Below are 22661 nucleotides of genomic sequence, written 5' to 3' on the forward strand. Positions count from 1 at the left end.
CCCTCGGCACCATGACCACCCGATTCGGGACGGGACGCGGCCGGCCAGAGCCGGGCCTTGAAGCGATCATGAGCGAGCGCCGCCAGCTGATCAACATCGCCTACCGCCTGCTGGGCTCCCTGGCCGAGGCCGAGGACGCCGTCCAGGAGACGTACGCCCGCTGGTACGCCATGACCCGGCAGCAGCAGGACGCCATCGAGTCGCCCGGCGCCTGGCTGACCACGGTCACCAGCCGGATCTGCCTGAACCTGCTCGGCTCGGCGCGGGCCAGGCGCGAGACCTACGTCGGCGAGTGGATCCCCGAGCCGCTGCCCGAGCGCACCGAGTGGACCAGCGGCCGGGCCGGCACCAGCGCCGACCCCGCCGACCGGGTCACCCTGGACGAGTCGGTCAACCTGGCCTTCCTGGTCGTGCTGGAGTCGATGACCCCGGCAGAACGCGTGGCGTTCATCCTCCACGACGTCTTCTGCCACTCCTTCGCCGAGGTCGCCGAGATCGTCGGCCGCACCCCGGCCGCCTGCCGCCAGCTGGCCTCCTCCGCCCGCCGCCGCATCCGCAACTCGCAGCCCTCCGCGACCCCGGCGGCGCAGAGCGCGGGCGTCGTACGGGACTTCAAGCGGGCCTGGGAGGCGAAGGACATCGACGCCCTGATCGGCCTGCTCGACCCCGACGCGATGGCCGTGGGCGACGGCGGCGGCCTGGCCACCACCTTCCTGCACCCCATCGAGGGCGGCCGGCGTATCGCGCACGCCTGGCTGGAACTCGCCCGCCGCAAGCCGAGCGACATGGCCTTCCTGGAGCGTACGGTCAACGGCCAGCCCGGTCTGGTCGCCGAGCAGGACGGCGTCATCGTCACCGTCTTCGCCTTCGAGGTCACCGGCGACCGGATCAAGCACATCTGGGTGGTGCGCAACCCCGAGAAGCTCCGCCACTGGACCACGGTCTGAGACCTGCTCCTCGGCCCGCCTCGTAGGATCTCGCCGTGAACGACACGACATGCGGCATCCGCATCAGGCCCGGTGGACCGGCCGACGTCGCGGCCACGCTGGACATGCTCGACGGCGCGATCGTCTGGATGAACGCCCGCGGCAACACCGAGCAGTGGGGCACCACGCCCTACTCGCGCAAGCCCGGCGGAGTGGAGCGCGTCGAGCGCTACCTGACGGACAACGACCCCTTCGTCGCCGAGCTGGACGGCACGCCCGTCGGCACCATGGTGCTGGACTCGGGACCCAGTCCGCAGATGCCGATCGCGCCGGCGGGGGAGCCCGAGCGTTACGTGCGGCTACTGGTCTCCGACCGGCGGCACGCCGGGCGCGGCGTCGGGGCCGCGCTGCTGGCGCACGCCGTCGAGGAGACCCGGCGGGCCGGCGTGGACCTGCTGCGGGTGGACTGCTGGGCGGGCGGCGGGGGCGAACTCGTCGCCTTCTACCGGCGCAACGGCTTCACCCCGACCGGGACCTTCCAGGTCGGCACCTGGCCGGGGCAGCTGCTGGCCCTGCGGGTCGGCTGACGCTCCGCGGGCCGCGAGGGCCGCTCACCCGACCCGCAGTACGACCTTCCCGCGGGTGTGCCCGGCCTCGACCTGCCGGTGGGCCGCCGCGACCTGGTCGAGCGGGTAGCCCGTGATGCTGGGCAGGACCAGGTCACCTGCGCGGCACCACTCGGCCAGCTGCCGCAGCCCCGGGGTCGTCCGCCCGCCGACCCGCAGGAAGCCGTGCTCCTGCGCGGCCGCGGCATCGATGGTGGTGCCGACCCTGCGCCGGTCGGCGACCAGCGCCAGCGAGACCGCCGTGGCGTCCCCGCCGACCGCGTCGAGCGCCGCGTCGACCCCGCCGGGCGCCAGCGCCCGCACCCGGTCCAGCAGACCGGGACCGTAGGCCACCGGTACGGCGCCGAGCGAGCGCAGGTAGTCGTGGTTGGCCTCGCTCGCGGTGCCGATCACGGTCGCACCCCGCAGCCGCGCGATCTGCACCGCGACCGTGCCGACCCCGCCCGCGGCTGCGTGCACGAGCAGCGTCTCGCCGCGGCCGATGCCGCCGATCTGCTCCAGCGCGGTGTACGCGGTCTGCCCGACCGCGGGCAGCCCGCCGGCCGCGTCCCAGCCCAGCGCCTCGGGCTTGGACACGACGTCCGCCGCGTCGACCACGACCGACTCCGCGTAGCACTGCCCGGTCGCCGAGCCGAAGACGGCGTCGCCGACGGCGAAGTCCGCGACGCCCGCGCCGACCTGGTCGACGGTGCCCGCGTACTCGTTGCCCAGCCGCAGGGGGAAGCGGGCCTGGGCGACGGCCGCGAAGAAGCCGGTGCGCTGCTTGACGTCGACCGGGTTGACGCCCGCGGTGCGCACCTTGACCCGCACCTGGCCCGGTCCCGCGACCGGCTCCGCCACCTCGGCGAGCCGCAGCACCTCGGGGCCGCCGTATCCGTCGATCACCACAGCGCGCATCAGCACATCCCCACGTCTTCGGCCCGCGGCCTGCTGCCGGGGCCTGCGACAGGGGCTAATCCGCGGCCCGCAGCCGGTATTCCCGCACACCGCCGTCCGCGGTGTCCGCGACGGACGCCACGGTCAGCCCCGCCGCTGCGGCCAGTGCCTCGAAACCGCCGGGGGGATACCAGTGCAGGACCCAGTCGCGGTCCACGGCGGTGCTCACGCCGCCGTGCCGGCGCTCGTAGCGCAGCACCGTCACCTGCGTCCGCGCTTCCTCGTCGCGCTCCTCGCCCACCACCGACACGCGCAGCTCAGCCCCGTCGGCGCCGATCGCGGTACGCGCCCGGCCGAACTGCCCCGCGGGTGTGGGGGAGGGGACGAACAGCGGCACCAGGGCGGTGCCGCCCTCGGCCAGATGGCTGCGGATGCCGCGCAGCGCGGCCAGCGCGACGGCGTCGTCGGCCAGCAGGTTGAAGGTCGGCCCGGCCAGGAAGACCGCCCGGTAGCGACGCGGCAGGTCGAGCGCCTCCATGCGCTGGTGGTGGACGACGACCTCCACGCCCTGCTCCTTCGCCCGGCGCCTGCACCGCGTCAGCATGTCGGCGGAGGAGTCGACGCCCTCGACGTCCAGCCCGAGCTGCCGCAGCGCCAGCAGCGGGTCTCCGTCGCCGCAGCCCAACTCCAGTGCGGGCGAGCCGGCTTCGCGCACGAAGGCCGCGTACGGCCCGGCCTCCTGGCTGACCGCCTTCAGCGGTGCGTACATCTCCGCGACGATGCCGGTGTAGAAGTCCGCTGGGTCCACGTCCACGTCCATGTCCTGCACCCTAGGCGGGGGCGAGGCCTGCGGGCCAGGCGTTTTGCGGCGGGCGGCCGACGCCCCCCCCCGGGCGGCGGGTGTTGACATCAGTTGTACCGGCCATGAAGATTCCGGCACGGACCGTTTCGGCGAGCCCCGGGAGTTGTCCATGCTGGCCCCGCTCGGTATCCCGCCGGAGCACGAGCGGCTGTACGTCCTGCTGGTCGGCCGGCCGGGCAGTTCGGCGGCCGAGGTGGCCGAACGGGCGGGCATCGGCGTCGGGCAGGCGGTGGCCCGGCTGGAGGACATGGCTGCCGGCGGGCTCGTCGTCCGCGAGGAGCCGCAGCCGTTCGGCGCCGCAGGCGCCCAGGACGCGGCCGACCGCACCTACCGGGCCAGCTCCCCGTCCGTCGCACTGGCCCCGCTGCTGGTACGCCGGCGCACCTCGCTCGACGAGGCCGGCGCCGCCGTCACCGCGCTCACCGAGCAGTTCCGCAGCGCCTCCTCGCGGGCCGCGGGCGGCGTCGTGGAAGTCGTCTCGGGCCCGGTCGCGGTACGCCACCGGCTCGGGCAGCTGATCGGCGGCGCCCGCCACGAGGTGCTGATGTTCCTGGCCGAGTCGGTGATCGCGGTGGAGCGCGCCAGCGTGCACCCCATGGAACACGACGCGCTGCTGCGCGGGATCGACTTCCGTGCGGTGATCACCCGCAGCCACCTGGAGGTCCCCGGCATGTGGGACGACGTACGGGAGGCCACCGGTCTCGGCATGAAGATGCGGGTCGCCGCCGACATCCCGATGCGGATGATCGTCTCGGACCGCGCCAACGCCATGGTGCCGCTGTCGCTCGCCGAGGGTCCCGGCACCGCCGACACCGTCGTCGTCCACGGCACGGGCCTCGTCCACGCCCTGGTGCTGCTCTTCGAGGAGCACTGGCAGCGCGCCAGACCGCTGCCGGGTGCTGCGGCCGGCAGCCGCCCCGCGGGCAACGAGCCCGGCGAGATCGACCGGCAGATCCTCGCGTTGCTCGCCCTGGACGTGGCCGACCGCACCATCGCCGTCCAGCTCGACCTGTCCCTGCGCACCGTCGAACGCAAGATCCGCGCCCTGATGGACCTGGCCTCGGTCGGCTCGCGCTTCCAGCTCGGCGCCGAGGCCGTCGCCCGCGGCTGGCTGCGCCGCTGACCGGTTCACCAACAGCGGTGACCGCCGCTGACAGACGTGGCGGTCGCCGACGGCCTGGTGTCCGGCACACGGCCGCTATGCCGAGCCCCCGCCGCCCCCGGCCTTGGGCGCACGGCCGCCTAGACTTCGCCCCGGCGCACCGGGGCGGAGACCACCTGCGCCGTCACCGAGCGCTTCGCAGGAGGCAGGCACCGTGCTCCAGTTCCGGCTGATCGTCCCCGCAGACCTCACCGACGAGGTCGCAGAGCTGATCACCTCGACGGTGGGGGCCACCCATCTGACCCTGCTCAAGGGCGCCGCCCTGGATCCGGTCGGCGACCTGATGACCTGCGACGTCGCCCGTGAGGCGGCGGACCCGCTGCTGGCCGGCCTGCGCGGTCTCGGCCTGGAGGAGCGCGGGCTGATCGCGGTGGACTCCGTCGACATGTCGCTGTCCCGCAGATCGGACGATGCCGAACGGGACGCCCCCGGTGACGGCGCGGACGCAGTGCTGTGGGACTCGATGGCGGAACTGACCGAGGACGAGTCCACCCTCACGGTCACCTATCTCGCGTTCCTGTCCGTGGCGACGATGCTCGCCGCCTACGGGGTCATGCTGGACAGTTCCATCCTGATCGTGGGCGCGATGGCGGTGGGGCCGGAGTTCGGACCGCTGGCCGGGATCTGCACCGGGCTGGTGATCCGCAGGAAGCAGCTCGTGGCGCGGTCGGCGAAGGCCCTCGTCGTCGGCTTCCTGGCGGCGATGCTCGTCACCGGGGCGTTCGCAGCGCTTCTCGACCTGTTCGGCCTGTTCAGCCGTTCGCAGTTCGAGCGCCCGCACCCCGCCACCCAGTTCATCTGGCAGCCGACCGCCGACTCCTTCGTGGTGGCCCTGCTGGCCGGTATCGCCGGAGTGCTCTCGCTGACGTCGGCGAAGTCCGGGGCGCTGGTCGGGGTGGCGATCTCCGTGACGACGGTCCCGGCCGCCGCGAACGCCGCGCTGGCCCTGTCCTACACCGCGTGGCACGAGGTACTGGGATCGGCCTGGCAGCTGGCACTCAACCTCGCGGGCATCGTCGTCGCGGGCCTGGTCACCCTGCTCGTCCAGAAGTGGGTGTGGCACCGGCAGCGCGGGCGCGCCGCGGCGACGTCGCCGCCGGCGCCGTGAGGCCGCCGGCGGCGAACCGGCGGCCGAGGCGATCGTCCGCCCACTCGCCGGCACTGTCGGCCCGGTCGTCCTCGCCGACCACCCGGTGCGCCTCCTCCGGCTGACGGCCGGCGTCACAGCGACTGCTCGACCCAGATGGTCTTGCCCGTACCCGTGTAGCGGGTGCCCCAGCGTTCGGCGAGTCGGCCGACGAGGTAGAGGCCGCGGCCGCCCTCGTCCGTCAGCCGGGCCAGCCGCATGTGCGGCGCGTTGCTGCTGCCGTCGGAGACCTCGCAGATGAGGGTGTCGTCCCGGATGACCCGCAAGGTGATCGGGGCGGTCGCATGCCGTACGGCATTGGTCACCAGCTCGCTGACCACCAGCTCCGTGGTGAACTGCGCCTCCTCCAGGCCCCACGCCGCCAGCCGCTCCGCTGCCGCCGAGCGCGCCGTGCCGGCCGACCTCGGGTCGGCGGGCAGATGCCAGGTCGCGACGCGGTCGCCGGGGACCGACTTCACCCGGGCCAGCATCACCGCGACGTCGTCGTCGGAGTCCGCGGGCGCCTCGGCATACACCCGGTCGCACAGTTGCTGGAGCGACGCGCCGGGCGGGCCGAGTGCGCGGCCGACGGCGGCGAGGGCCGTGTCGGCGGTGCGGTGGCGCAGGTCGAGCAGGCCGTCGGTGTACAGGGCGATCACGGTCCCCTCGGCAAGGGTCAGCTCCGTGGCCGTGAAGGGGGTGCCGCCCATGCCGAGCGGCGGGTGCTCGACCAGCTGCGGGAAGTCGACGGTGCCGTCGGGGCGCAGCAGCGCGGGCGGGGTGTGGCCGGCGCTGGCGAGGGTGCAGACCCCGGAGACCGGGTCGTAGACCAGGTAGAGGCAGGTCGCCCCCAGGCCGTGGCTGCCGTCCTCGTCCAGCTGCTCGGCGAGATCGTCCATCCGCGCCAGCACCTCGTCCGGAGCCAGGTCGAGGTCGGCGAGGGTGCGCACAGCGGTGCGCAGCCGCCCCATCGTGGCCGCGGCGCGCACACCGTGGCCGACGACGTCGCCCATCACCAGGGCGACACGCGCACCGGACAGCCGGATCACGTCGAACCAGTCGCCGCCGACCCCTGCCTCCGCGTCGGTCGGCACATAGCGCTGGCACACGTCGACCGCGCTGCTGCGCGGTATCGCCTGCGGCAGCAGCCCTTCCTGCAGGGCCAGGGCGATGTCCCTGGCCCTGTTGAGCCGCTGTTCCCGGGAGCGCGCCTGGCTGATCAGCACCGCGACCGCCGCGGCCGCCGACACCAGGGCGAGCTTGATCACCGCGACCTCGGGCTCGTCCTCGGTGCGCCACTGCCGCAGCGCGGCGAAGACGGCGACGGACAGCGCGCCGATCACGGCGGTCGCCTGCACGCCGTGCACGGCGGCGGCGAGGAAGGGCACGACGGCGACGAGCAGCCCGAAGTGGTCGTCCGGCGGGGCCGCGAGCAGCAGGCCCGCGGCGGCGAGCAGCGCAGCGGAGGGAAGCACCCGGGTCAGCAGAGCACCGGCCCTGGTGGTCGGCCGGCTCCCTGCGGCGGCCCGTTGCTCCTCCATGGCGTGCCTGCCTCCCCTCTCGGGCGCTACACGCTCGCATGACACGTTGATTACCTTGATTTTACCAAATCGGGATCATTGCAGCGTAAATGCGACGGTCTGCCGGTGCGACGCGATCTGTGCCCGCCGCTACGGTGCCGCGTCGGGTGGGAGGAGCGGGCGCATGAACGTGCGGCTGTAGCGGACCACGCATGAGCTGTCGTCGCGGACGGCGTCCGCGGCGATGAACTCCGGGTCCCGGCCGAACAGCTCGCGGTACGCCTCGTAGGCGGCGAGGGAAGGGAAGCTGAACAGCGCGAGGGCCTTGTCGCTGGCTCCCTCCGCGGGCAGGAAGTAGCCGTGGTGCGTACCGCCGTTGCGGTTCACCAGGTCGATCCAGCGGCGGGCGAACTCCTCGAACGCGGCGATCTTCGACGGGTCGATGGTGTAGTCGACGACGCAGGTGATCACGGATGGCCTTTCTGGCGGAGGGTCACTGCGTGATGAACCGTCGCACATGGCCGCCATCGCCGTAGGCGGGATCACCGTCTGCCGGACAGGGAATTCCGAGTGATAAAGTATGACCCTCATAATACTTGACCGGGCCGCGCCGATCAGGTGCGTCCGGCCCGTTTCCTCGGGAGGAAGCGTGCGTCACACATTCGGACAGCTGGGCTGGAACGTCCGGGCAGTCGTCATGACGGCGGCGGTCGCGACGGCTGCCGCAGCATTCACCGCTCCCGCCGGCCACGCGGCGAGCGCCTCCGCGTCGAGCAGTTCGTCGGTGGTGCAGGCGACCAGGTGGGTCGACGGATGCGAGGCGATTCTCTACAGCAACGCGTCGCTCCAGGCCAGCGCGGGTGTCTACATGAGCCGGACGGCGGACGCCACGTACCGGTGCACCGGGTGGCTTGAGCGGTCGGCAGACGGAGGGAAGAGCTTCACGACCGTCTCGGGCTACCACACCATCTCCACGCCGGGCGCGAGTTCCTACACCGGCTGGTACTACGACAGCGCGCCGGATGTTTCGAAGGCGTGCGTGGAGGAGGAACCCCTTATCGCCGGAAACGTGCTCACCGTCTGCACGGCGGCCTGGTAGACCGCCGTTTTCCATCGGATCAGGCGGTCTCCTGCCGGGTAATGGCCCGTGTCGTACGCGCGGCCTTATGCCCCGCGCCGCCCCGGCCGGGGGGCGGTTGTGCGGCTTCGGCCGGGTTGGTTCAGGTCGTTGACAGCGGCGACCGGCGGGTGTGGAGTACGCGATGCACTCCCTACTGCGCGCATACCAATCCGTACGGAAGGGATCCCCCCATGCACCCCATCCGCCCTCTGGGCGTCCTCGCTGCTGCGCTGGTCGTCCTCGCGTTACCCGGCTCCGCCCACGCGGCGTCCATCACCCAGCAGTTCGCGGCCGACTCCGGTGACGCCTGCCACTACGGCACCACCAGCGGCACCTTCGGCTGGACCTACGGCACCACATCGCCCCTGCCGGTGTCCGCCGTGGCGGTCAAGGGCCAGGTCTCCGACCGGCCGCTGCCCACCGACCCGGCCGCCATCTGCACCAGCGACGGGTACTCCAGCACCGCCACCTTCACCGCCTACGCCGGCAGCGTCGAGATCGAGCAGCAGTCCAGGACCGCCGACAACGGCACCGTGAGCTTCGAGTTCACCCTCGGGAAGTCCACCGCCGCTGCCGCGGTCGACCGCGTCGTGGTCCAGGTCTGCCGCAACCCGGTCAGGACGCTGCCGCCGAGCTACTGCGGCAAGGCGGTGACCTACCTGGCGCCGCCCATCGCCTGACGGGCCGCCTCCGCCGCCGGGATCGCCGGCTCCCCGGCTGGACGGCCGGACGGCCGGACGGCTCAGCGGACCCGGTCGTAGACCAATGCCAGCGTGCCGTGCTCGCCCGCGGACTGGCTCGCCAGCGTCCACTGCCCCGGGGGCAGGCCGTCGTCGAAGAGGCGCGGTCCGCCCCCGAGGAAGACCGGGAAGACCGTGAAGGCCAGCCGGTCGACCTGGTCGGCCGCCAGCAGCGCCTTGATCACGCTCGCGCTGGACAGTACGAGGATGTCGCCGCCTTCCGCGGCCCTGAGGTCCGCGACCACCTCCGTGGCCGGCTTGTCCACGACCGCCGCCCGCTCCCACGGCGACGTGTCGAGGGTCGAGGAGAGGACCACCTTGTCCGTGTCGACCAGCCACTTCGCGAAGCCCTCGTCCCGCGGGTCGGCGCCCTCCATACCGATGACGGTGGGCCAGAAGCCCAGGAACCCCTCGGCGTTGACCCGCCCGAGCAGGGCCGTCGTAGCGGGCTCCCAGAGGCTGGTCAGATGGTCGCGTGCCACGTCGGTGACGGCGTACGGCATCACCCAGCTCATGTCCTGGGGGCCCGCGGGGCTGGCGTAGCGGCCGTCGAGGGAGAGGGCCATGTTGGTGACGACCCGGCGGCCGGTGCTCTGCTGCGTCATGTCGTGCTCCTTGTGTGGGTGCGGTGCGGTTCGGCGGCGAGGTTCGCCGCGAGTTTGTCGAGGCACTGGCCGAAGCCGATCTCGATACCTGCGATGAAGTCAGCGGAGTCGACGGTGCTGTCGGCGATCCGCCAGTGGACGTCGAGTTCCGTGCCGGTCCCGCGGGGCTGAAGGCCCAGGTCGACGTGGGAGGTGAAGGCGAGGCCGCCGTCGCCCAGCAGTGGCGAGAGCCGGAAGGCGAGGCGTTCACCGGGCCGAACGTCGTCCACGACTCCCTCCGCGCGCCCGACGACGGCGTCGGATCCGTCGGCGTCTTCGGCGTCGCGGAACTCCTGGACGATCCGCCCGCCCGGCCGGGCCTCGAAGACCAGCTCGGAGACGCGGAGGTCGTCGGGCGTCCACCAGCGGGCGAGCAGTGCGGCCTCCGTCAGGTGGCGCCACACCAGCTCGGGGCCCCCCGGCAGCGACCGGAGGAACCTGAACGAGCGGCCGTCTGCCCACCCCGGCTGCTCCGCCGCGAGCCGCTCCGCGTGGAGGCTGCGCCCGTAGCTGTCGTAGGCCGCGCGCGGGCCGTCCTCCCGGTCGGCGGTGTCCGCGAGCCGGCCGAGCGCCGCCGCGAGCTCCCGCAGGGGATCGGACCGGAGCACGTAGATGCGGCGCTGGCCGGTGCGCTCCGAGGTGACGAGGCCGGCGCGCTCAAGCGTCTGCAGGTGCTTGGTCGTCTGCGGCTGGCGTGCACCGGCGAGTTGGGCGAGAACGCCGACCGAGCGGGGCCGTTCGGCCAGCAGGCCGACGAGCCGCCAGCGGGCCGGGTCGGCCAGTGCGGCGAGGAGTGCGTCCATGGCTGCAAGTATTCTCCACGGAGAATATTCGTGTCAAGGAATATCTCTCGGAAGGTCCCGCCGCGTCGTCCCGGTCGTCTCGGTCGTCTCGGTCCGCCCGGTCCGCCCGGTCCGCCCGGTCCGCCCGGGACTCAGGAGGAGTAGGTCCAGTCGCTGGCGACGTGGGCGATCAGCCCGAGCAGCAGGAACAGCGCCACCAGCACCGTGCCCGCCGTGCTGAGCCGGAGCGGCCGGGTCGCGGACACGGCTTCCTCCATGGCCGGTGCGCCTGGCATGTCGGGGTCGCCGAAGAGGCGCTTGGGGTACGCCGACGCCAGCATGGCCGTGTAGGCGTTGTAGCGCATGGTGTAGCGCAGGAGCGCGGCGGTGGCCTCGAACAGCGGGCGGGGCATGCGGCCCTTGATGAGCACGATGAGCCAGGTTACGACGCACACGGCGTACCAGCCGGCGGCGAAGAGGCTTTGTACGACGGCCGCCGGGATCATCAAGATGATGCGGAAGAACACCGCCAGGCGGTTGAGCCGACCCGGGCGGACCTCGATCTGGACCGGGTAGTCCGGCACCGGGCTGAGCGAGAACGGGGGATAGGTGTCCACCAGCAGCAGGGCGCTGGCGTGCACCCGGGTCTCGTAGGCCAGGACACGGCTCAGGTAGCCGGCGACCGGCTCGGGCAGACGGGCGATGAACAGCGCCGCGAACCAGCCGAACACCACGGCGAAGAACGCCGCGATCCCCAGGAAGACCAGCACGATGAACTGGGGGATCAGCAGGAGCCAGCGCACCAGGACCGTGAGGCGGCGCTGCGGCTGCGGCTCGGGAATGTCCAGAGTCGGAAGCCATTCGGCGGCCTCGGCGGGCGGCCTGTAGTCCCACGTCTGCTGCGTCATCCAGGTGCTCCGCTTCTCGCTGCCCCCTTCCTGCCGGCCGCACCGGCGGCCCCGGCTGCGCCGGTCTTCCAGGCTGACAGCACTTCGAAGCGTGCGCGCGCGGTCGCCCCGCAGGCAGGTGAGGCCGAGGCCCAGGGATCGGCCGTGCGGGTGACGCGCCCGCTTTCGCCGCTCAGCCGCCTCGGCCGGCGTCCTCACATGGTGGCCGTCCTGCGCGCCAGGACCCGTTCGACCGTGCCGGCCTTCAGCCGCTCGACCTCGACGATCTCGAACCCGGCCGCCCGGACGAGCGGCAGCTGCCGGCGGGTGAAGTGCTCACCGGCGATGCGTACGGTGACGCGGTCGAGGAGCCACTGAAGGGCGTAGAGCGGCGGCCACGTGCTGCCGACGTGGTCGAGCAGCAGCAGCCGCCCGCCCGGTGCCAGCACCCGCTTCATCTCGGCGATCGCAGCGGCGGGGTCGGGGATGGTGCACAGGGCCAGCGCGCAGACCACGGTGTCGAAGACGGCGTCCTCGAACGGCAGGTGCGCCGCGTCGCCGACGCGCAGGTCGGCCTCGCGGCCGAGATCGGCGGCACGGCGCCTGGCGAGGGCAAGCATCGCGGGGCTCAGGTCGATTCCCGTGACGGTCACGTCGGCCGGGTAGTGGGGCAGACTCCGCCCGGTGCCGACGCCGACTTCGAGGACCCTGCCACGGGCGCGCGCGCCGAGCCACTCCCGGCCGCCGCCGAACTGGATCCTCTCGAAGAGCGCGATCTGCCGGTCGTAACTGGGCGCCGCCTTCTCCCAGGTGCGGAGGACCTTGGCGGTGGTCGGGTCGGGCGGGTTGCCCACGATGTCCTCCAGGGGGTGGTGACGCGCAGAAGCCGCCTGTCGGCGCGGGGGCGCGGATCGCCCGGGTCGAACCGGGTCCGAGCCTAGCCCGGCCGAGGGGACCTGCCTCCGAGGCGGGCACCGCCCGGCTGCGGGTACAGCCGGTTGGTCGGCACCGGGACGGGCCGCTCACATCTCGGGCTGGGTGGTTCAGAAGGAACTGAGAAGTTGGCGTGGCAGGCTGCGATCTTGATCCGAGCAGCGGTGGTCTGGGGCGTCCGGGCGCGGGCTGCGTACGTCCTCTCCTACGGAGAATTCCCATGAGCCTCACGCATATAGACGGTCTTCCCGCGCATGTCCTCTTCGTTCACTTCGTGGTGATATTGGTGCCGCTGACGGCCCTCGCAGCGGTCGGATGCGCGATCCAGCCGCGGTACGCCCGGCGTATGGGGCTGGTGCTTCCCGTGCTGGGGCTGGTGACGCTGGCGCTCGTGCCGCTCACGACACACGCAGGGGAGTGGCTGGAGCCCCGAGTCGGTGACGACCCGCTGGTGCGCCGGCACGCGGAGTTGGGCGACGGGCTGCTGCCGTGGGCGACGGGTCTTTTTCTGGCGACGGTCGCCATCTGGTGGCTGGGCCGCCGTTCGGCACAGTCCGAGGGGAGGGCGGAGGAGGGGTCTTCGACCGCCACTGCACGGTGGGCCTCGCCGACGGTGGTGCGCGTGGCCGCCGTGGTGCTGGCCGCCGCCGTGTCGACCGGCGCCGTCGTGGACGTCTACCGCATAGGCGAGTCCGGTGCGAAGGCCGCCTGGCACGACAACTACGACAAGTCCGCGACCGGCCACAACGGCTGACGGGCACGCGGAAGGCTCCCGGTCGCTGAATGCCGGGTGCGCGGCACCCGGGCTCCGCAGCGCCCTGTCGCGTGCGGATGTCACCGTCCTCGGGTCGCCTCCCGGGTGGCAGCGAGGATGGCATGTCGTCCTGCTGCCCGCCGTGGGTCCAACGGTGGACATCTGCGGTCACGGCGTCGACCAGGGCGGCGGGGTTCGCAAAGCGCTGCCCGGTGAGCCTGGATCTGCACGGGTCGTAGAAGACGCCGTCACGGTTGCATGCCTCGGTGACGCCGTCGGTGACCATGAGCAGGAATGCCCCCGCCGGCAGGGGCAGAACATCTGCCGGGGACGTGTCCGCGGCGGACGAGGGCGCGACGGCGCCCAGGCCCATTCCCAGCGGCAGTTGCGGCGTGCGCGGGTCGAGGCACGTCACGTTCCCCTCGTGGACGAGGTACGGCGGGGGAGGCCCGCGGTTGACCAGCCGCAGGACGTCGCCCGCGGTGGAGACCTCGGCCGGCACAGCCGTGGTGAAGTCCTCGGCGGACACACCGGGCGGGCGCCGCGCCGTATCCCTGGACAGCGCCTCGTCCATCCGTTCCGCCAGCGTGGCCAGGTCGGGGGCGTGCTCCCGCGAGCGCCCGCGGAGCCTTCACCTTCGTGCGACGAACTGCTTGCACGGTCGCTCCCAGCCCGTCTGGACCCTGGCGGCCCGTGTGGGCGTCCCGCGCTGGGTGGCGCCGCTGTTCGCCCCTGCGCGAGCAACTCCGCCCGGCCCGAGGCCTGCTGATCCTCTCCAGCCTCAAGAGGGTGTTCGTGGAGCCCTTCTGGCAACCGTCCCTGCCGGCACTCGCACACCACTCAGCGAGCCACCGGAACGGCCGATACCGCAGATCTCAGACACGCTCCCAGACGCGGGAAAGAAGCCGTGTCGCGCGGGTGGTGCGCGAGGACGGAGGGGCCGGTACCCGAGGGTGGGACGATGACAGAGCCTGTTCAGGACCCGGAGGGACCCGCCGGGGCGGCCCCCGGGAGACCGTCGGGACCGGTACCGTTCGGTGCGGTGCGGGACCCCGCACGTGTGGTCGCCTTCAGCGACGGCGTGATCGCCATCGCCGTCATCCTGCTCGTGCTGGAGATCCACCCGCCGCCCGACACCCGGCGCCTGTTGCACGGCCTCGCCGAGCTCTGGCCGTCCTACCTGGCGTACGCCGTGACATTCCTGCTGATCGGCCAGGTGTGGGCCAACCACCACCTCATGTACGACCACATCCGCAGCGCCGACCGGGTGGTGCTCTTCCTGAACACCTTGCTGCTGATGGACGTCGCCTTCCTGCCCTTCGCCGCATCCGTACTGGCGGAAGCCTTCCGCGACGGGCACGGCGAGCGCACCGCCGTCGTCCTGCACGACCTGACCTTCGAAGTGCTGGCGGTCCTGTTCAACCTCATCTGGTGGCACGTCCGTCGTGACCGCCGGCTGATCTCAGGCAGCATCGACGCCGCCGGCGTGGCCGCCATCAGCGGGCGCTTCCGGCTCGCCCTCGTCTGGATCGCCGTCGGGACCGTGCTCGGCGGCCTGCTCCCCGCGCTCGGCGTGGCCGTGATCACCGCCTTCATCCCGTACTACTGGCTTCCGGTCGCGGGCGAGGTCGCCAGGATCAGGCGCCCGCACGACCGCAGGCGCCGGCGGTGAACCGGGGTGCGCGCTGGCCGGGAGCCGCTCGCAGGCGGACGCTGGAGAGAGGGCGACCCGCGCCGCCCGGGTGCGGCGACATCCGGGACCACGTTCGCCCTCCGGCCGGCGACGCAGAACCGGCAGGCCGGAGCGTACGGCCGGCGGTGCCACCGCGGAAGGCACGACAGAGAGGTGAGAGACATGTACGCCCCCGTCCACCACCGGACCGCCGTCGTCGACGGCCTTGAGGTCTTCTACCGGGAGGCCGGCGATCCGGGGGCTCCCGCCGTGGTCCTGCTCCACGGCTTCCCGACCAGCTCGCACATGTTCCGCCACCTGATTCCGGCACTCGCCGACCGCTACCACGTGGTAGCGCCCGACCACATCGGGTTCGGCCAGTCCGCGATGCCCGGCCTGCAGGACTTCCCGTACACCTTCGAGGCCCTCACCCACGTCACTTCCGGGCTGCTCCGGCACCTGGACGTCGACCGGTTCGCGATGTACGTGCAGGACTACGGCGCCCCCATCGGGTGGCGGCTGGCAGTCGAGTCCCCCGACCGCGTCACCGCGATCGTCACCCAGAACGGCAACGCCTACGACGAGGGCTTCGTCAGGCCCTTCTGGGACGGCGTCTTCGCCTACGCCTCGGCGCCGGGGCCGGAGACCGAGGCGCCGCTGCGTGCAGCCCTGACCCCCGAGGTCACCCGCTGGCAGTACGTGAACGGCGTCGCCGACCCGAGCCTGGTCAGCCCGGACAACTGGGTCCACGACCAGGCACTGCTCGACCGCCCGGGCAACGACGAGATCCAGCTGAAGCTGTTCCGCGACTACCCCACCAACGTGGGCCTGTACCCGCGGGTCCACCAGTACTTCCGCGACTCGGGGGTCCCGCTGCTCGCGGTCTGGGGCGCCAACGACGAGATCTTCGGCCCCGACGGCGCCAGGGCGTTCCGCAGGGACCTGCCCGAAGCGGAGATCCAGCTGGTCGACTCCGGGCACTTCGCGCTGGAGAGCCACTTCGGCACCATCACCGAGCACATCCGCGACTTCCTCGCCCGCGTCCTGACCTGACCCCCTGCGCGCCGAACGGAAGGAATTGCCATGGGACTGTCCTGGCAGCAAGGACCGCTGGCCGCAGGTGCGATCGGGCACTTCCTCACCCCGGAGCCGCTGCCCGAGCGGCTGCTGTTCGCCGAGCCGCTGCGCCGCCGTCTACGCGTGCGGTTCAACGGTACGTGGATCGCCGACAGAGAGGACGTCGTGGTCCTGCACGAACCGGGCCGCTACCCGGTCGCCTACTTCCCCCGCGGCGACATCGCCGGGCAGGCGCTGACCGCGATGGACAAGGCCACCCGGCACCGGGACCTCGGCGACACCGCCTGGTATGCCGTGCACGCCGGTGACCGCACCGTCGAGCGCGCCGCCTGGGAATTCACCGCGCTGCCCGCCCACGCGGCGGAGCTGCAGAACAAGGTCGCCTTCGCGTGGCGGGCGATGGACGCCTTCTACGAGGAGGACGAGCGCATACTCGGGCACGCCGCGGACGCCTACCACCGCATCGACATCCGCAGCACCTCGCGCACCCTGGACGTCCGCCTCGGCGGCGAGCAGTTCGCCCGCTCCGAACGCCCCCTCGTGCTGTTCGAGTCGGGTTTCGCGCCACGCTGGTACGTCCCGCGGGCCGAGATGCTCCTTGACCATGTCCGCCGTCGCGCCCCGTCCTGCGGGGTATCGTAGCCTTTGGCGAAGACGCCGACGCGCGGCCGGACTTGGTGCGGACCGCCCTCTCTCCGGCGACACGACTCTTCGGCGTTGACCTGACGCCACTCCATGCAGTGGTGGTGGGTGACACGCCGGCGGACGTCCGGGCAGGAACGGCTGTCGGCGTCCCTGTGATCGCGGTCGCCAGACGGCTACCGAGGGATCTTCGAAGTGCGCAAGCCCCGAAGGGGATCATGCGGCGGCGTCGGGCACCCTGCCGACCGGCCCGAGGGCGTCCGTACAGCTGCTTCCAGGCCGCCGCGCCACATGCAACCCTGGCTATGGGTCCAGGCATTGCCGCCGAGTCGAGAGGGTGTCCATGAGTGACTGGGTGGAGCAGCGCATCGCCCGTGTGATGGAGACGAGCCGTCTCCTCGGCGAGCCGCCACTGCCGCCCCACCTGACGTTCGTCGCCGCGCGGCTGGCGAAACCCGGCCCCTCTGCCCTCGGGATCCGGCGGCGCAGAGTGCGCCGTATCGGCAGGCGACTGCACAAAGCCGGGGGCGTCCCGCTGATGCGCGCCGTGCTGCACCAGGCCGAGGTGCTCAGCCTGCGGCTGCACTCCGCGACGGTCTTGCGCGACATCGAGCAGGACTGGAACGGCATCGGCGGCTGGCGGAACTAGCGATCTCCGCATCAAGATGAGCGGACGCCGGGCGACGGCCAGGCCGAGTGGCTGCCGTGCGGCGCGGCACGGCGGCTCGGACCGGGCGGTCGACCGACACAGGAAGGAGAGCGTCGTGTTCGGAAGGGTCCGCACGGGTGTGGTACCCGTCTCGGCGCTGTTTGCCGCACTGGCCTTGTGCCTTTGGCTGGCGGGATGCTCGGGGGGATCCGGTGGCGCCGGTGCCGACGGGGGATGCAGGGGCGGCAAGCCGTTCTCCACGGTCAGCCCCGCGTACAAGGGCGCGGGCCCGCACAGGATGATCGGCTTCCAGCTCGGCAGCCACGACAGCCAGAAGTGGGACGCCCCCGACGCGCCCGAGCTCCCCGGGACGTGGGCGGCCGACCGGAGCACCACCCCTCAGGTGTTCGCCGTGGCACCCGGGGAGGACGACTACCGGCGCGCGCAGTTGGCGGTGTGCATGTCCGGCCCGACGGTGACCGGCAGAAAAGTTCACACGTGCTCCTACTCCGTGAGTTCCCTGGACGAGGTCGGCACGGCCTACGATATGGTCTCCGCGTACTACGACTTCACAGTGTTCGAGGCCAGGACCGGGCGTCTCGTGAAGTCCTTCCGGATCCATGGCGGCGAGGGGAACTGGGACTGTCCCTCGGCGATCAGGAGCGGTGCACGAGGAGTCGCGCAGACCTTCGGCGACGATGCTCTTGAGAGCAGACTGCGCGGCCTCGTCGAAGGGCCGGCCGTGAGCCGCTGATCTCGGTCGGGGGACGTGCCGGTACGGGCTGCCGCGTAGTCGCCCGCCCGGTGGCCGTCGGGCCACCGGCCGAAGTGTACGGGCCGTCTCCCGCTACTTCTTGGGGCGCCGAAGCAGGCGCCTGGCGATGTTCGCCGCGTCCACCGCCTCGGTCAGGGGGGAGGCCAGCACGTACTGGCTGATGGCGGCGAGCAGCGCCAGCGGCAGCCTGCGGTCCACCCGCAGATCGTGGACGGTGATCTCGAACCTCGCGCGTCCAGGGCTGCGGCTGACGCTGAAGCCGGGCGAGTCCTTGGCGCCGTAGTGGAAGTGCAGCGGCGTCACATGGTCGAACATCCACAGGTCCAGGCCCTGGTTGGAGGCGAACTCCGCGACGCGGTTGAAGGTCAGCCTGGTGGGCAACCCGACTGCCTCGCCCGTCAGCGGCGGCAGGCCGGGCTGCGCCACGGTCCAGTGCGCGGGGTTGTCGGCACGCCGCCCCCGGCGGAGCCCGACGAGCGGATGGATCTCGCCGTCCGGCACGCGATGACGGCCGTGGCTGGGGTTGACGACCCCTATGACACCGCCGTCCGTTCCCAGCGCGCCATAGGAGGTCAACTGGCCGGCACGCTCGTCCAGTTCCGGGCCGGTGAGGATGTCGTACGCCAGCCGGCGCCGCAGGTCACCCTCCTTCACCAGGCGAGCCACCTGCGGCCCGCCATCGGGCGCACCGACATCCATGGTGGTCCGGTCCAACTGCAGCCGCAGTGTGACAGCGAGTCGGTGCAGCGCCTGCAGGCCCCCTGATGCGGTACTCACGGCGTCAGACTATGTGCGCCTCCCGTCCGCCGAAACGAACCCCGAGGTGCGCATTACCGCTGAACCCGGCGCCACGGCGTGCAGTGCGTGCCTCGTGCATTCAGCGCCTCCGGGCTCCCTGTGCACCTGCTGCCCTACTGAACGGCACGCACAGAGGACCCTCGCCCAGGCCGTGGTGAGCCGGGCGCTCTCCGATTGCCGCGGGTCAGGTCATGACGCTCTCGTCGAGCCGGGCAACCACGGGGAAGCGCACGGCGAGCACGATGGTCTCGGCCGCCCCCGGCCTGTGCGGCAACCGCCTCCGCGGGCGTGCCGCTGAACGGGTCCGGCGCATGGTCGAGCTGCAACTGCGCGACACCGGCGAGCTCACCATGGTCCAGTACGAGATCTTGCACTGGGCCCGCGAGCGCGCCGGCTCGCGGCTCTGCATCACGGAGCTGGCCGAGCTCATGATCGGCTCACGCAGCGGTCTGTCGTACCAGGTCGCACAGTTGGAGAAGGCCGGGCTGCTCCGCCGTGAGCCCGACCCTGACGACGAGCGTCGGGCGGTTGTCGCCATCACCGACGAAGGCTGCGCACTGCTGGGCAAGACCGCACCCGGACAGGTGGCCGTCGTCCGCGCCGGGCTTATCGACCAGCTCGACGAGAAGCAGGTGGCGCAACTCGCCGACATCATGGACGTCGCCAGAGAGCACCTGCGCGCCACCGTGCCCGTGGCACCGCCGCGCAAGCGCAAAAGCCGCTGAGGAAGCGCCCGCTGGAGGCCCGGCCCGGCAGCGCTCTGGGCAGGATCCTGCGGATGGTCGACGGAGGGCGACTGCAGCCGCGGGTGACCGTCGTCGACTCCCTCGAGTCGGCATCCGGCGTTCACGACCCGCCGGCGGCCGGCCGCGGCCGCGGCAAGTACGTGGTTCGGGCGGGCGGTTGATGTGCGCGAACAGGCGGCGTATCAGCGTTCGTCGATGCCCTTGCCCAGTTGGCCGGCGATTCCCTGCCGGTCGATCTGGATCCAGTACTCGACGATCAAGCCGTCCTCGATGCGATAGACGGCACTCGTGATCGACGTCACCTCCGCTCCGGTCGGCGGGTGACCGTCGACCGGTCCCACGTGGCGTCCGACCTGGGTCCAGCGAGCGTAGACCCTGTCCCCTTCGGCGATCAGTTCGTCAACGGTCAGCGTGAAAGCGCCGTACGCGTCGAGCATCTCCTGGACGTGCTCGGTGTACTGCTGCGGGGTCCGCTCCACCACCGTCGGGGCCTCCGAGACGAGCTGGTGGGCCAGAACGCGGCCTGCCATGAAGCGGCCGGCCCAGTCCGGCTGCCTTCCCGATCGGACCTGCAGAAGGAACTGGCGGACTGTCTCTTTTCCCGTGGTCACAAACGCAGTCTGCCACTGAGACCGCGTGTGCGATCTACGGCGATGCCGCGTGGGGCTGGTTCTGCGCACCGTTGGACGCACTTACCGCAGGTGACGGGGCGTGCTACGTGTGAACCAATGGTGTGACCCACAGGTATGCCGGAATGCTCTCCCACGACGGCGTCTTGCCAATCCCTGAGGGATGTAGGCCCGCGGCTCCAACGACGGGCAAACGACGCCATCGAACCCGTCCGCCCAGGACTGGCCGGGACGTTACGGACTTTGATCGGTTGGCCGTCAGGATCCGGGCCCGAGTGCCTGCCGCTGAGGGCGTGGCGAACAGGGAGCCGCCTGCACCGACTGGGCAGGCCGGTGACCCTGGCCACCTGCTGGGGCGACGACCCGCCCGGCACCTTGATCGCCTCCCATCTCGCCGCCACCGGCGTACCGGTGCACCGCCTTCGCAGCACCTCCGGCCGCAGCACGGTCGCCCTCGCCTACGTGGACGCCGGCAACGGCTCGGCCACCTACGACTTCCTCACCGCCTGGGACCCGATCGACATCCCGCTTAAGCCCGACGTGGCGTTGCTACACACCGGCGCGATCGCATGCGCCGCGCCGGCGCCCAGCCACCCACCCACCCGCCACGAGATCGACTCTGTCCTCTCCAGCGCCCGGGCCTGCGTGGACAGGGTTCCTGTGGCCGGCGTCCTGGGTTGACGAGTCGCTTCGTCTACAACCTTGCTCCGGCTTCGACAGGGCCAGCGCTGGGCTGCGCGGAAGTGTTCGGCGTGCGGTTCTCGGCGGAGACCATCCATGCGAGCTGCTCGAGGCGGCCGATAAAGCCGTGGAGGAGGTCGGCGGTCGTCGGGTCTTCCTCGTCGACCTCGTCGTGGACGTTGCGTATGGTGCCGGTTGCCTGGTAGAGGCGCAGGGTCATCTGGTCGATGGCGTCGTGGGTCGTGATCTCGCCCTCGGAAAACTGGTCGAGGTGGCTGGTGGCGGCGACCGTGGAGGATCGCCCGTCCGGGACTGCGTAGAGCGCGCGCATGCGCTCGGCGGTGTCGTCGGCGAACTCACGAGCGGCGTCGACGATCTCGTCGAGCTGCAGGTGGAGGTCGCGGAAGTTGGTCCCGAGGATGTTCCAGTGGGCCTGCTTGCCCTGCAGGTGCAGGTCGATGAGGTCCACCAGGACGGCCTGGAGGTTCTTCGTGAGGGTGGGCGATGCGTGCATGAGTGGTGTTCCTTTCGAGGGTGCGAGTCCAGCGGATCGGTGAGGAGGGCGGGGCGGTTCGGTTGCGGAGCCGCCCCGGTGTTGGAGTCGGGAGCGCGCGCCCGACCGGAGGCCACGCGTGTCGTTGGGGGCGCTGCCCGATCGGGAATCGTTCACCGGAGGCTGTTGTGCGCCGGCGGCTTGAAGCGGGAGACGCTGTTGATCCTGCGTGTGATTGGAGGATGCCGAATCCTCGCGTACGCGTGGCCTCCACGCCGTCGGTAGGGGGATGGCTGAGCCGAGACGTCACGATCATCGGGCGCTTGGCGGGTGATGATCGTGGACGTCTCGGCTCAAGTACGGCCAGGGCTGCTGGACGAACGCAAGGATGTCAGGGTTGATGTCGCTGGCGTTCACGGTGAGCATGCCGTGCGACAAACCCTCGTAGATCTTCAGGGTCGCATTCCGCAGGAGCTCCGCCTGCTTGAGGGCGGCTTCCTGGTACGGGACGACTTGGTCGTCGTCACCCTGGAGGACGAGCACCGGCACGGTGATGGCCTTGAGGTCTGCGGTCTGGTCGGTTTCCGAGAACGCCTTGATGCCCTCGTAGTGGGCAAGGGCGCTTCCCGTCATCCCCTGGCGCCACCAGTTGTCCACGACCTGCTGCGAAAGCGGGACGCCGTCCCGGTTGAACCCGTAGAAGGGGCCGGAGGCCACGGCGTGGAAGAACTCTGCCCGGTTGGCCGCCAGTGCGTCGCGGAAGCCGTCGAAGACCGAGACGGGAACACCGTCGGGGTGCTCTGCGGTCTGCACCATCAGCGGGGGGACCGCCGCGACGAGTACCGCCCTCGCGACGCGGCCCTGGGGCTGGCCGAACTTCGCCACGTACCGCGCGACCTGTCCGCCGCCGGTGGAGTGGCCGATGTGTACAACGTTGCGCAGGTCCAGGTGCTGCACGACGGCGTCGACGTCGCTGGCGTAGTGATCCATGTCGTGACCGGAGCCGATGTCGGAGGAACGCCCGTGTCCGCGACGGTCGCTGGCGATCACGCGGTAGCCGTGGGAGAGGAAGTACAGCATCTGCGCGTCCCAGTCGTCCGAGGACAGCGGCCAACCGTGGTGGAACATGATGGGCTGGGCGTCGCGCGGGCCCCAGTCCTTGTAGAAGATCTCGGTGCCATCTTGCGTGGTGACGAACGGCATGTCTTACTCCTTGTCTGTGCCGCCGGGATTTGGCGGCACGCATGGCGTCTCGACGGCTTCGCCGCGACGGTGAGCCGCGCCGGTAGGACGGCAGCGGCGAGGTGCGCCTGGCCGGGGGCGCCGGCCGGTCGGATGGAGAGGCCGCATGGGGCTGAGCGGTCAGCCGCCTGCGGGTGCTGTGAAGTGGGGGCGGACCCGGACCGGTCGCCCGACCGACGCCGGTTTGGGGTCTCCGCTCAGCGAGTGGGACCGAGCAGGCGCTGGTCGGTGCGGGCGACGATTCCGAGGGAAGTCGCGTCGTCGCCGTATGCACCGCCAAGATCAGCCCGCCCTTTGTT

General features: G+C 71.6%; 26 protein-coding genes and 1 pseudogene. 14 read left to right on the plus strand and 13 right to left on the minus strand.

The genetic code is table 11. From position 1 onward, the window contains the following. Positions 1-11 precede the first annotated feature (11 nt). Positions 12-947, plus strand: a complete 936-nt coding sequence (gene sigJ, locus JT723_RS31345; RefSeq protein WP_205048248.1) for an RNA polymerase sigma factor SigJ — start codon at positions 12-14, stop codon at positions 945-947. Positions 948-982: 35 nt separating this feature from the next. Beyond that, entirely contained in the window at positions 983-1513 is a 531-nt protein-coding gene (locus JT723_RS31350) for a GNAT family N-acetyltransferase (RefSeq protein WP_205048249.1), read from the plus strand. A gap of 24 nt (positions 1514-1537) precedes the next feature. On the opposite strand, the gene JT723_RS31355 is transcribed toward JT723_RS31350, so the two are convergent. Beyond that, positions 1538-2449 carry an NADP-dependent oxidoreductase gene (locus tag JT723_RS31355; protein ID WP_205048250.1) on the minus strand — a complete coding sequence of 304 codons (912 nt, stop codon included), beginning with the start codon at positions 2447-2449 and terminating at the stop codon, positions 1538-1540. A gap of 55 nt (positions 2450-2504) precedes the next feature. Beyond that, the gene (locus JT723_RS31360) at positions 2505-3236 is read right to left on the minus strand and encodes a class I SAM-dependent methyltransferase (RefSeq protein ID WP_205048272.1); all 732 of its coding nucleotides are present in this window, start codon (positions 3234-3236) and stop codon (positions 2505-2507) included. Positions 3237-3399: 163 nt separating this feature from the next. Between JT723_RS31360 and JT723_RS31365 the strand changes: the two genes are divergently transcribed. After that, positions 3400-4413, plus strand: coding sequence for a hypothetical protein (locus tag JT723_RS31365; RefSeq protein ID WP_205048251.1), 1014 nt, complete (start codon positions 3400-3402; stop codon positions 4411-4413). A gap of 193 nt (positions 4414-4606) precedes the next feature. After that, a complete protein-coding gene (locus JT723_RS31370) occupies positions 4607-5560 on the plus strand; it encodes a DUF389 domain-containing protein (RefSeq protein ID WP_205048252.1) in 954 nt (317 codons plus the stop codon). 113 nt (positions 5561-5673) lie between these two features. On the opposite strand, the gene JT723_RS31375 is transcribed toward JT723_RS31370, so the two are convergent. Both JT723_RS31375 and JT723_RS31380 read right to left on the minus strand, forming a co-directional pair. Continuing rightward, the gene (locus JT723_RS31375) at positions 5674-7119 is read right to left on the minus strand and encodes an ATP-binding SpoIIE family protein phosphatase (protein ID WP_205048253.1); all 1446 of its coding nucleotides are present in this window, start codon (positions 7117-7119) and stop codon (positions 5674-5676) included. Between the two features lie 129 nt (positions 7120-7248). Continuing rightward, the gene (locus tag JT723_RS31380) at positions 7249-7569 is read right to left on the minus strand and encodes an NIPSNAP family protein (protein ID WP_205048254.1); all 321 of its coding nucleotides are present in this window, start codon (positions 7567-7569) and stop codon (positions 7249-7251) included. 178 nt (positions 7570-7747) lie between these two features. Between JT723_RS31380 and JT723_RS31385 the strand changes: the two genes are divergently transcribed. Both JT723_RS31385 and JT723_RS31390 read left to right on the plus strand, forming a co-directional pair. After that, on the plus strand, positions 7748-8197 hold the full coding sequence (locus JT723_RS31385; RefSeq protein WP_205048255.1) for a hypothetical protein: 450 nt from the start codon (positions 7748-7750) through the stop codon (positions 8195-8197). A 212-nt stretch (positions 8198-8409) separates the two neighbouring features. Beyond that, complete coding sequence (locus tag JT723_RS31390) at positions 8410-8898, plus strand: hypothetical protein (protein WP_205048256.1); 489 nt, start codon at positions 8410-8412, stop codon at positions 8896-8898. A 62-nt stretch (positions 8899-8960) separates the two neighbouring features. Here the strand turns inward: JT723_RS31390 and JT723_RS31395 are convergent, their stop codons facing one another. The 4 genes from JT723_RS31395 to JT723_RS31410 all read right to left on the minus strand — a co-directional run bounded on the left by JT723_RS31395 (position 8961) and on the right by JT723_RS31410 (position 12125). Continuing rightward, the gene (locus JT723_RS31395; protein WP_205048257.1) at positions 8961-9563 is read right to left on the minus strand and encodes a dihydrofolate reductase family protein; all 603 of its coding nucleotides are present in this window, start codon (positions 9561-9563) and stop codon (positions 8961-8963) included. Then, positions 9560-10405, minus strand: coding sequence for a metalloregulator ArsR/SmtB family transcription factor (locus tag JT723_RS31400; RefSeq protein WP_205048258.1), 846 nt, complete (start codon positions 10403-10405; stop codon positions 9560-9562). The genes JT723_RS31395 and JT723_RS31400 overlap by 4 nt, the downstream gene beginning before the upstream one ends. Positions 10406-10536: 131 nt before the next feature. Next, positions 10537-11292, minus strand: a complete 756-nt coding sequence (locus tag JT723_RS31405) for a DUF4389 domain-containing protein (RefSeq protein WP_205048259.1) — start codon at positions 11290-11292, stop codon at positions 10537-10539. A gap of 194 nt (positions 11293-11486) precedes the next feature. Then, positions 11487-12125 (minus strand): class I SAM-dependent methyltransferase, encoded by a 639-nt coding sequence (locus tag JT723_RS31410; RefSeq protein WP_205048260.1) that lies wholly within the window; start codon positions 12123-12125, stop codon positions 11487-11489. A 299-nt stretch (positions 12126-12424) separates the two neighbouring features. On the opposite strand from JT723_RS31410, the gene JT723_RS31415 reads away from it, so the two are divergent. Then, entirely contained in the window at positions 12425-12958 is a 534-nt protein-coding gene (locus tag JT723_RS31415; RefSeq protein ID WP_205048261.1) for a DUF2231 domain-containing protein, read from the plus strand. Positions 12959-13139: 181 nt separating this feature from the next. Here the strand turns inward: JT723_RS31415 and JT723_RS31420 are convergent. Next, positions 13140-13532: pseudogene (locus tag JT723_RS31420) on the minus strand (SpoIIE family protein phosphatase); the annotation flags it as partial. Positions 13533-14000: 468 nt separating this feature from the next. On the opposite strand from JT723_RS31420, the gene JT723_RS35585 reads away from it, so the two are divergent. The 5 genes from JT723_RS35585 to JT723_RS31445 all read left to right on the plus strand — a co-directional run bounded on the left by JT723_RS35585 (position 14001) and on the right by JT723_RS31445 (position 17752). Then, complete coding sequence (locus tag JT723_RS35585) at positions 14001-14630, plus strand: TMEM175 family protein (RefSeq protein ID WP_251513121.1); 630 nt, start codon at positions 14001-14003, stop codon at positions 14628-14630. Positions 14631-14813: 183 nt separating this feature from the next. Next, positions 14814-15683 (plus strand): alpha/beta fold hydrolase, encoded by an 870-nt coding sequence (locus JT723_RS31430; protein ID WP_205048262.1) that lies wholly within the window; start codon positions 14814-14816, stop codon positions 15681-15683. Positions 15684-15713: 30 nt separating this feature from the next. Continuing rightward, positions 15714-16349 carry a DUF427 domain-containing protein gene (locus tag JT723_RS31435; protein WP_240166477.1) on the plus strand — a complete coding sequence of 212 codons (636 nt, stop codon included), beginning with the start codon at positions 15714-15716 and terminating at the stop codon, positions 16347-16349. Positions 16350-16692: 343 nt separating this feature from the next. Continuing rightward, positions 16693-16998, plus strand: a complete 306-nt coding sequence (locus JT723_RS31440) for a hypothetical protein (RefSeq protein ID WP_205048263.1) — start codon at positions 16693-16695, stop codon at positions 16996-16998. 115 nt (positions 16999-17113) lie between these two features. Then, on the plus strand, positions 17114-17752 hold the full coding sequence (locus tag JT723_RS31445) for a hypothetical protein (RefSeq protein ID WP_205048264.1): 639 nt from the start codon (positions 17114-17116) through the stop codon (positions 17750-17752). A gap of 93 nt (positions 17753-17845) precedes the next feature. On the opposite strand, the gene JT723_RS31450 is transcribed toward JT723_RS31445, so the two are convergent. Continuing rightward, a complete protein-coding gene (locus tag JT723_RS31450) occupies positions 17846-18550 on the minus strand; it encodes a hypothetical protein (protein ID WP_205048265.1) in 705 nt (234 codons plus the stop codon). A 212-nt stretch (positions 18551-18762) separates the two neighbouring features. On the opposite strand from JT723_RS31450, the gene JT723_RS31455 reads away from it, so the two are divergent. Beyond that, positions 18763-19296: a MarR family winged helix-turn-helix transcriptional regulator gene (locus JT723_RS31455; protein WP_205048266.1), complete on the plus strand. Its 534-nt coding sequence runs from the start codon at positions 18763-18765 to the stop codon at positions 19294-19296. A gap of 203 nt (positions 19297-19499) precedes the next feature. Here JT723_RS31455 and JT723_RS31460 read toward each other — a convergent pair whose 3' ends face one another. Then, the gene (locus JT723_RS31460) at positions 19500-19928 is read right to left on the minus strand and encodes an ester cyclase (RefSeq protein WP_205048267.1); all 429 of its coding nucleotides are present in this window, start codon (positions 19926-19928) and stop codon (positions 19500-19502) included. A 351-nt stretch (positions 19929-20279) separates the two neighbouring features. On the opposite strand from JT723_RS31460, the gene JT723_RS31465 reads away from it, so the two are divergent. Then, positions 20280-20627: a carbohydrate kinase family protein gene (locus JT723_RS31465; protein ID WP_205048268.1), complete on the plus strand. Its 348-nt coding sequence runs from the start codon at positions 20280-20282 to the stop codon at positions 20625-20627. A 13-nt stretch (positions 20628-20640) separates the two neighbouring features. Here JT723_RS31465 and JT723_RS31470 read toward each other — a convergent pair whose 3' ends face one another. Together JT723_RS31470 and JT723_RS31475 are read right to left on the minus strand one after the other, a co-directional pair. Continuing rightward, on the minus strand, positions 20641-21141 hold the full coding sequence (locus tag JT723_RS31470; protein WP_205048269.1) for a Dps family protein: 501 nt from the start codon (positions 21139-21141) through the stop codon (positions 20641-20643). Positions 21142-21432: 291 nt separating this feature from the next. After that, complete coding sequence (locus JT723_RS31475; protein WP_205048270.1) at positions 21433-22323, minus strand: alpha/beta fold hydrolase; 891 nt, start codon at positions 22321-22323, stop codon at positions 21433-21435. Positions 22324-22661: the final 338 nt, after the last annotated feature.

The sequence above is a fragment of the Actinacidiphila bryophytorum genome (genome assembly GCF_016916835.1).
GTDB lineage: Bacteria > Actinomycetota > Actinomycetes > Streptomycetales > Streptomycetaceae > Actinacidiphila > Actinacidiphila bryophytorum.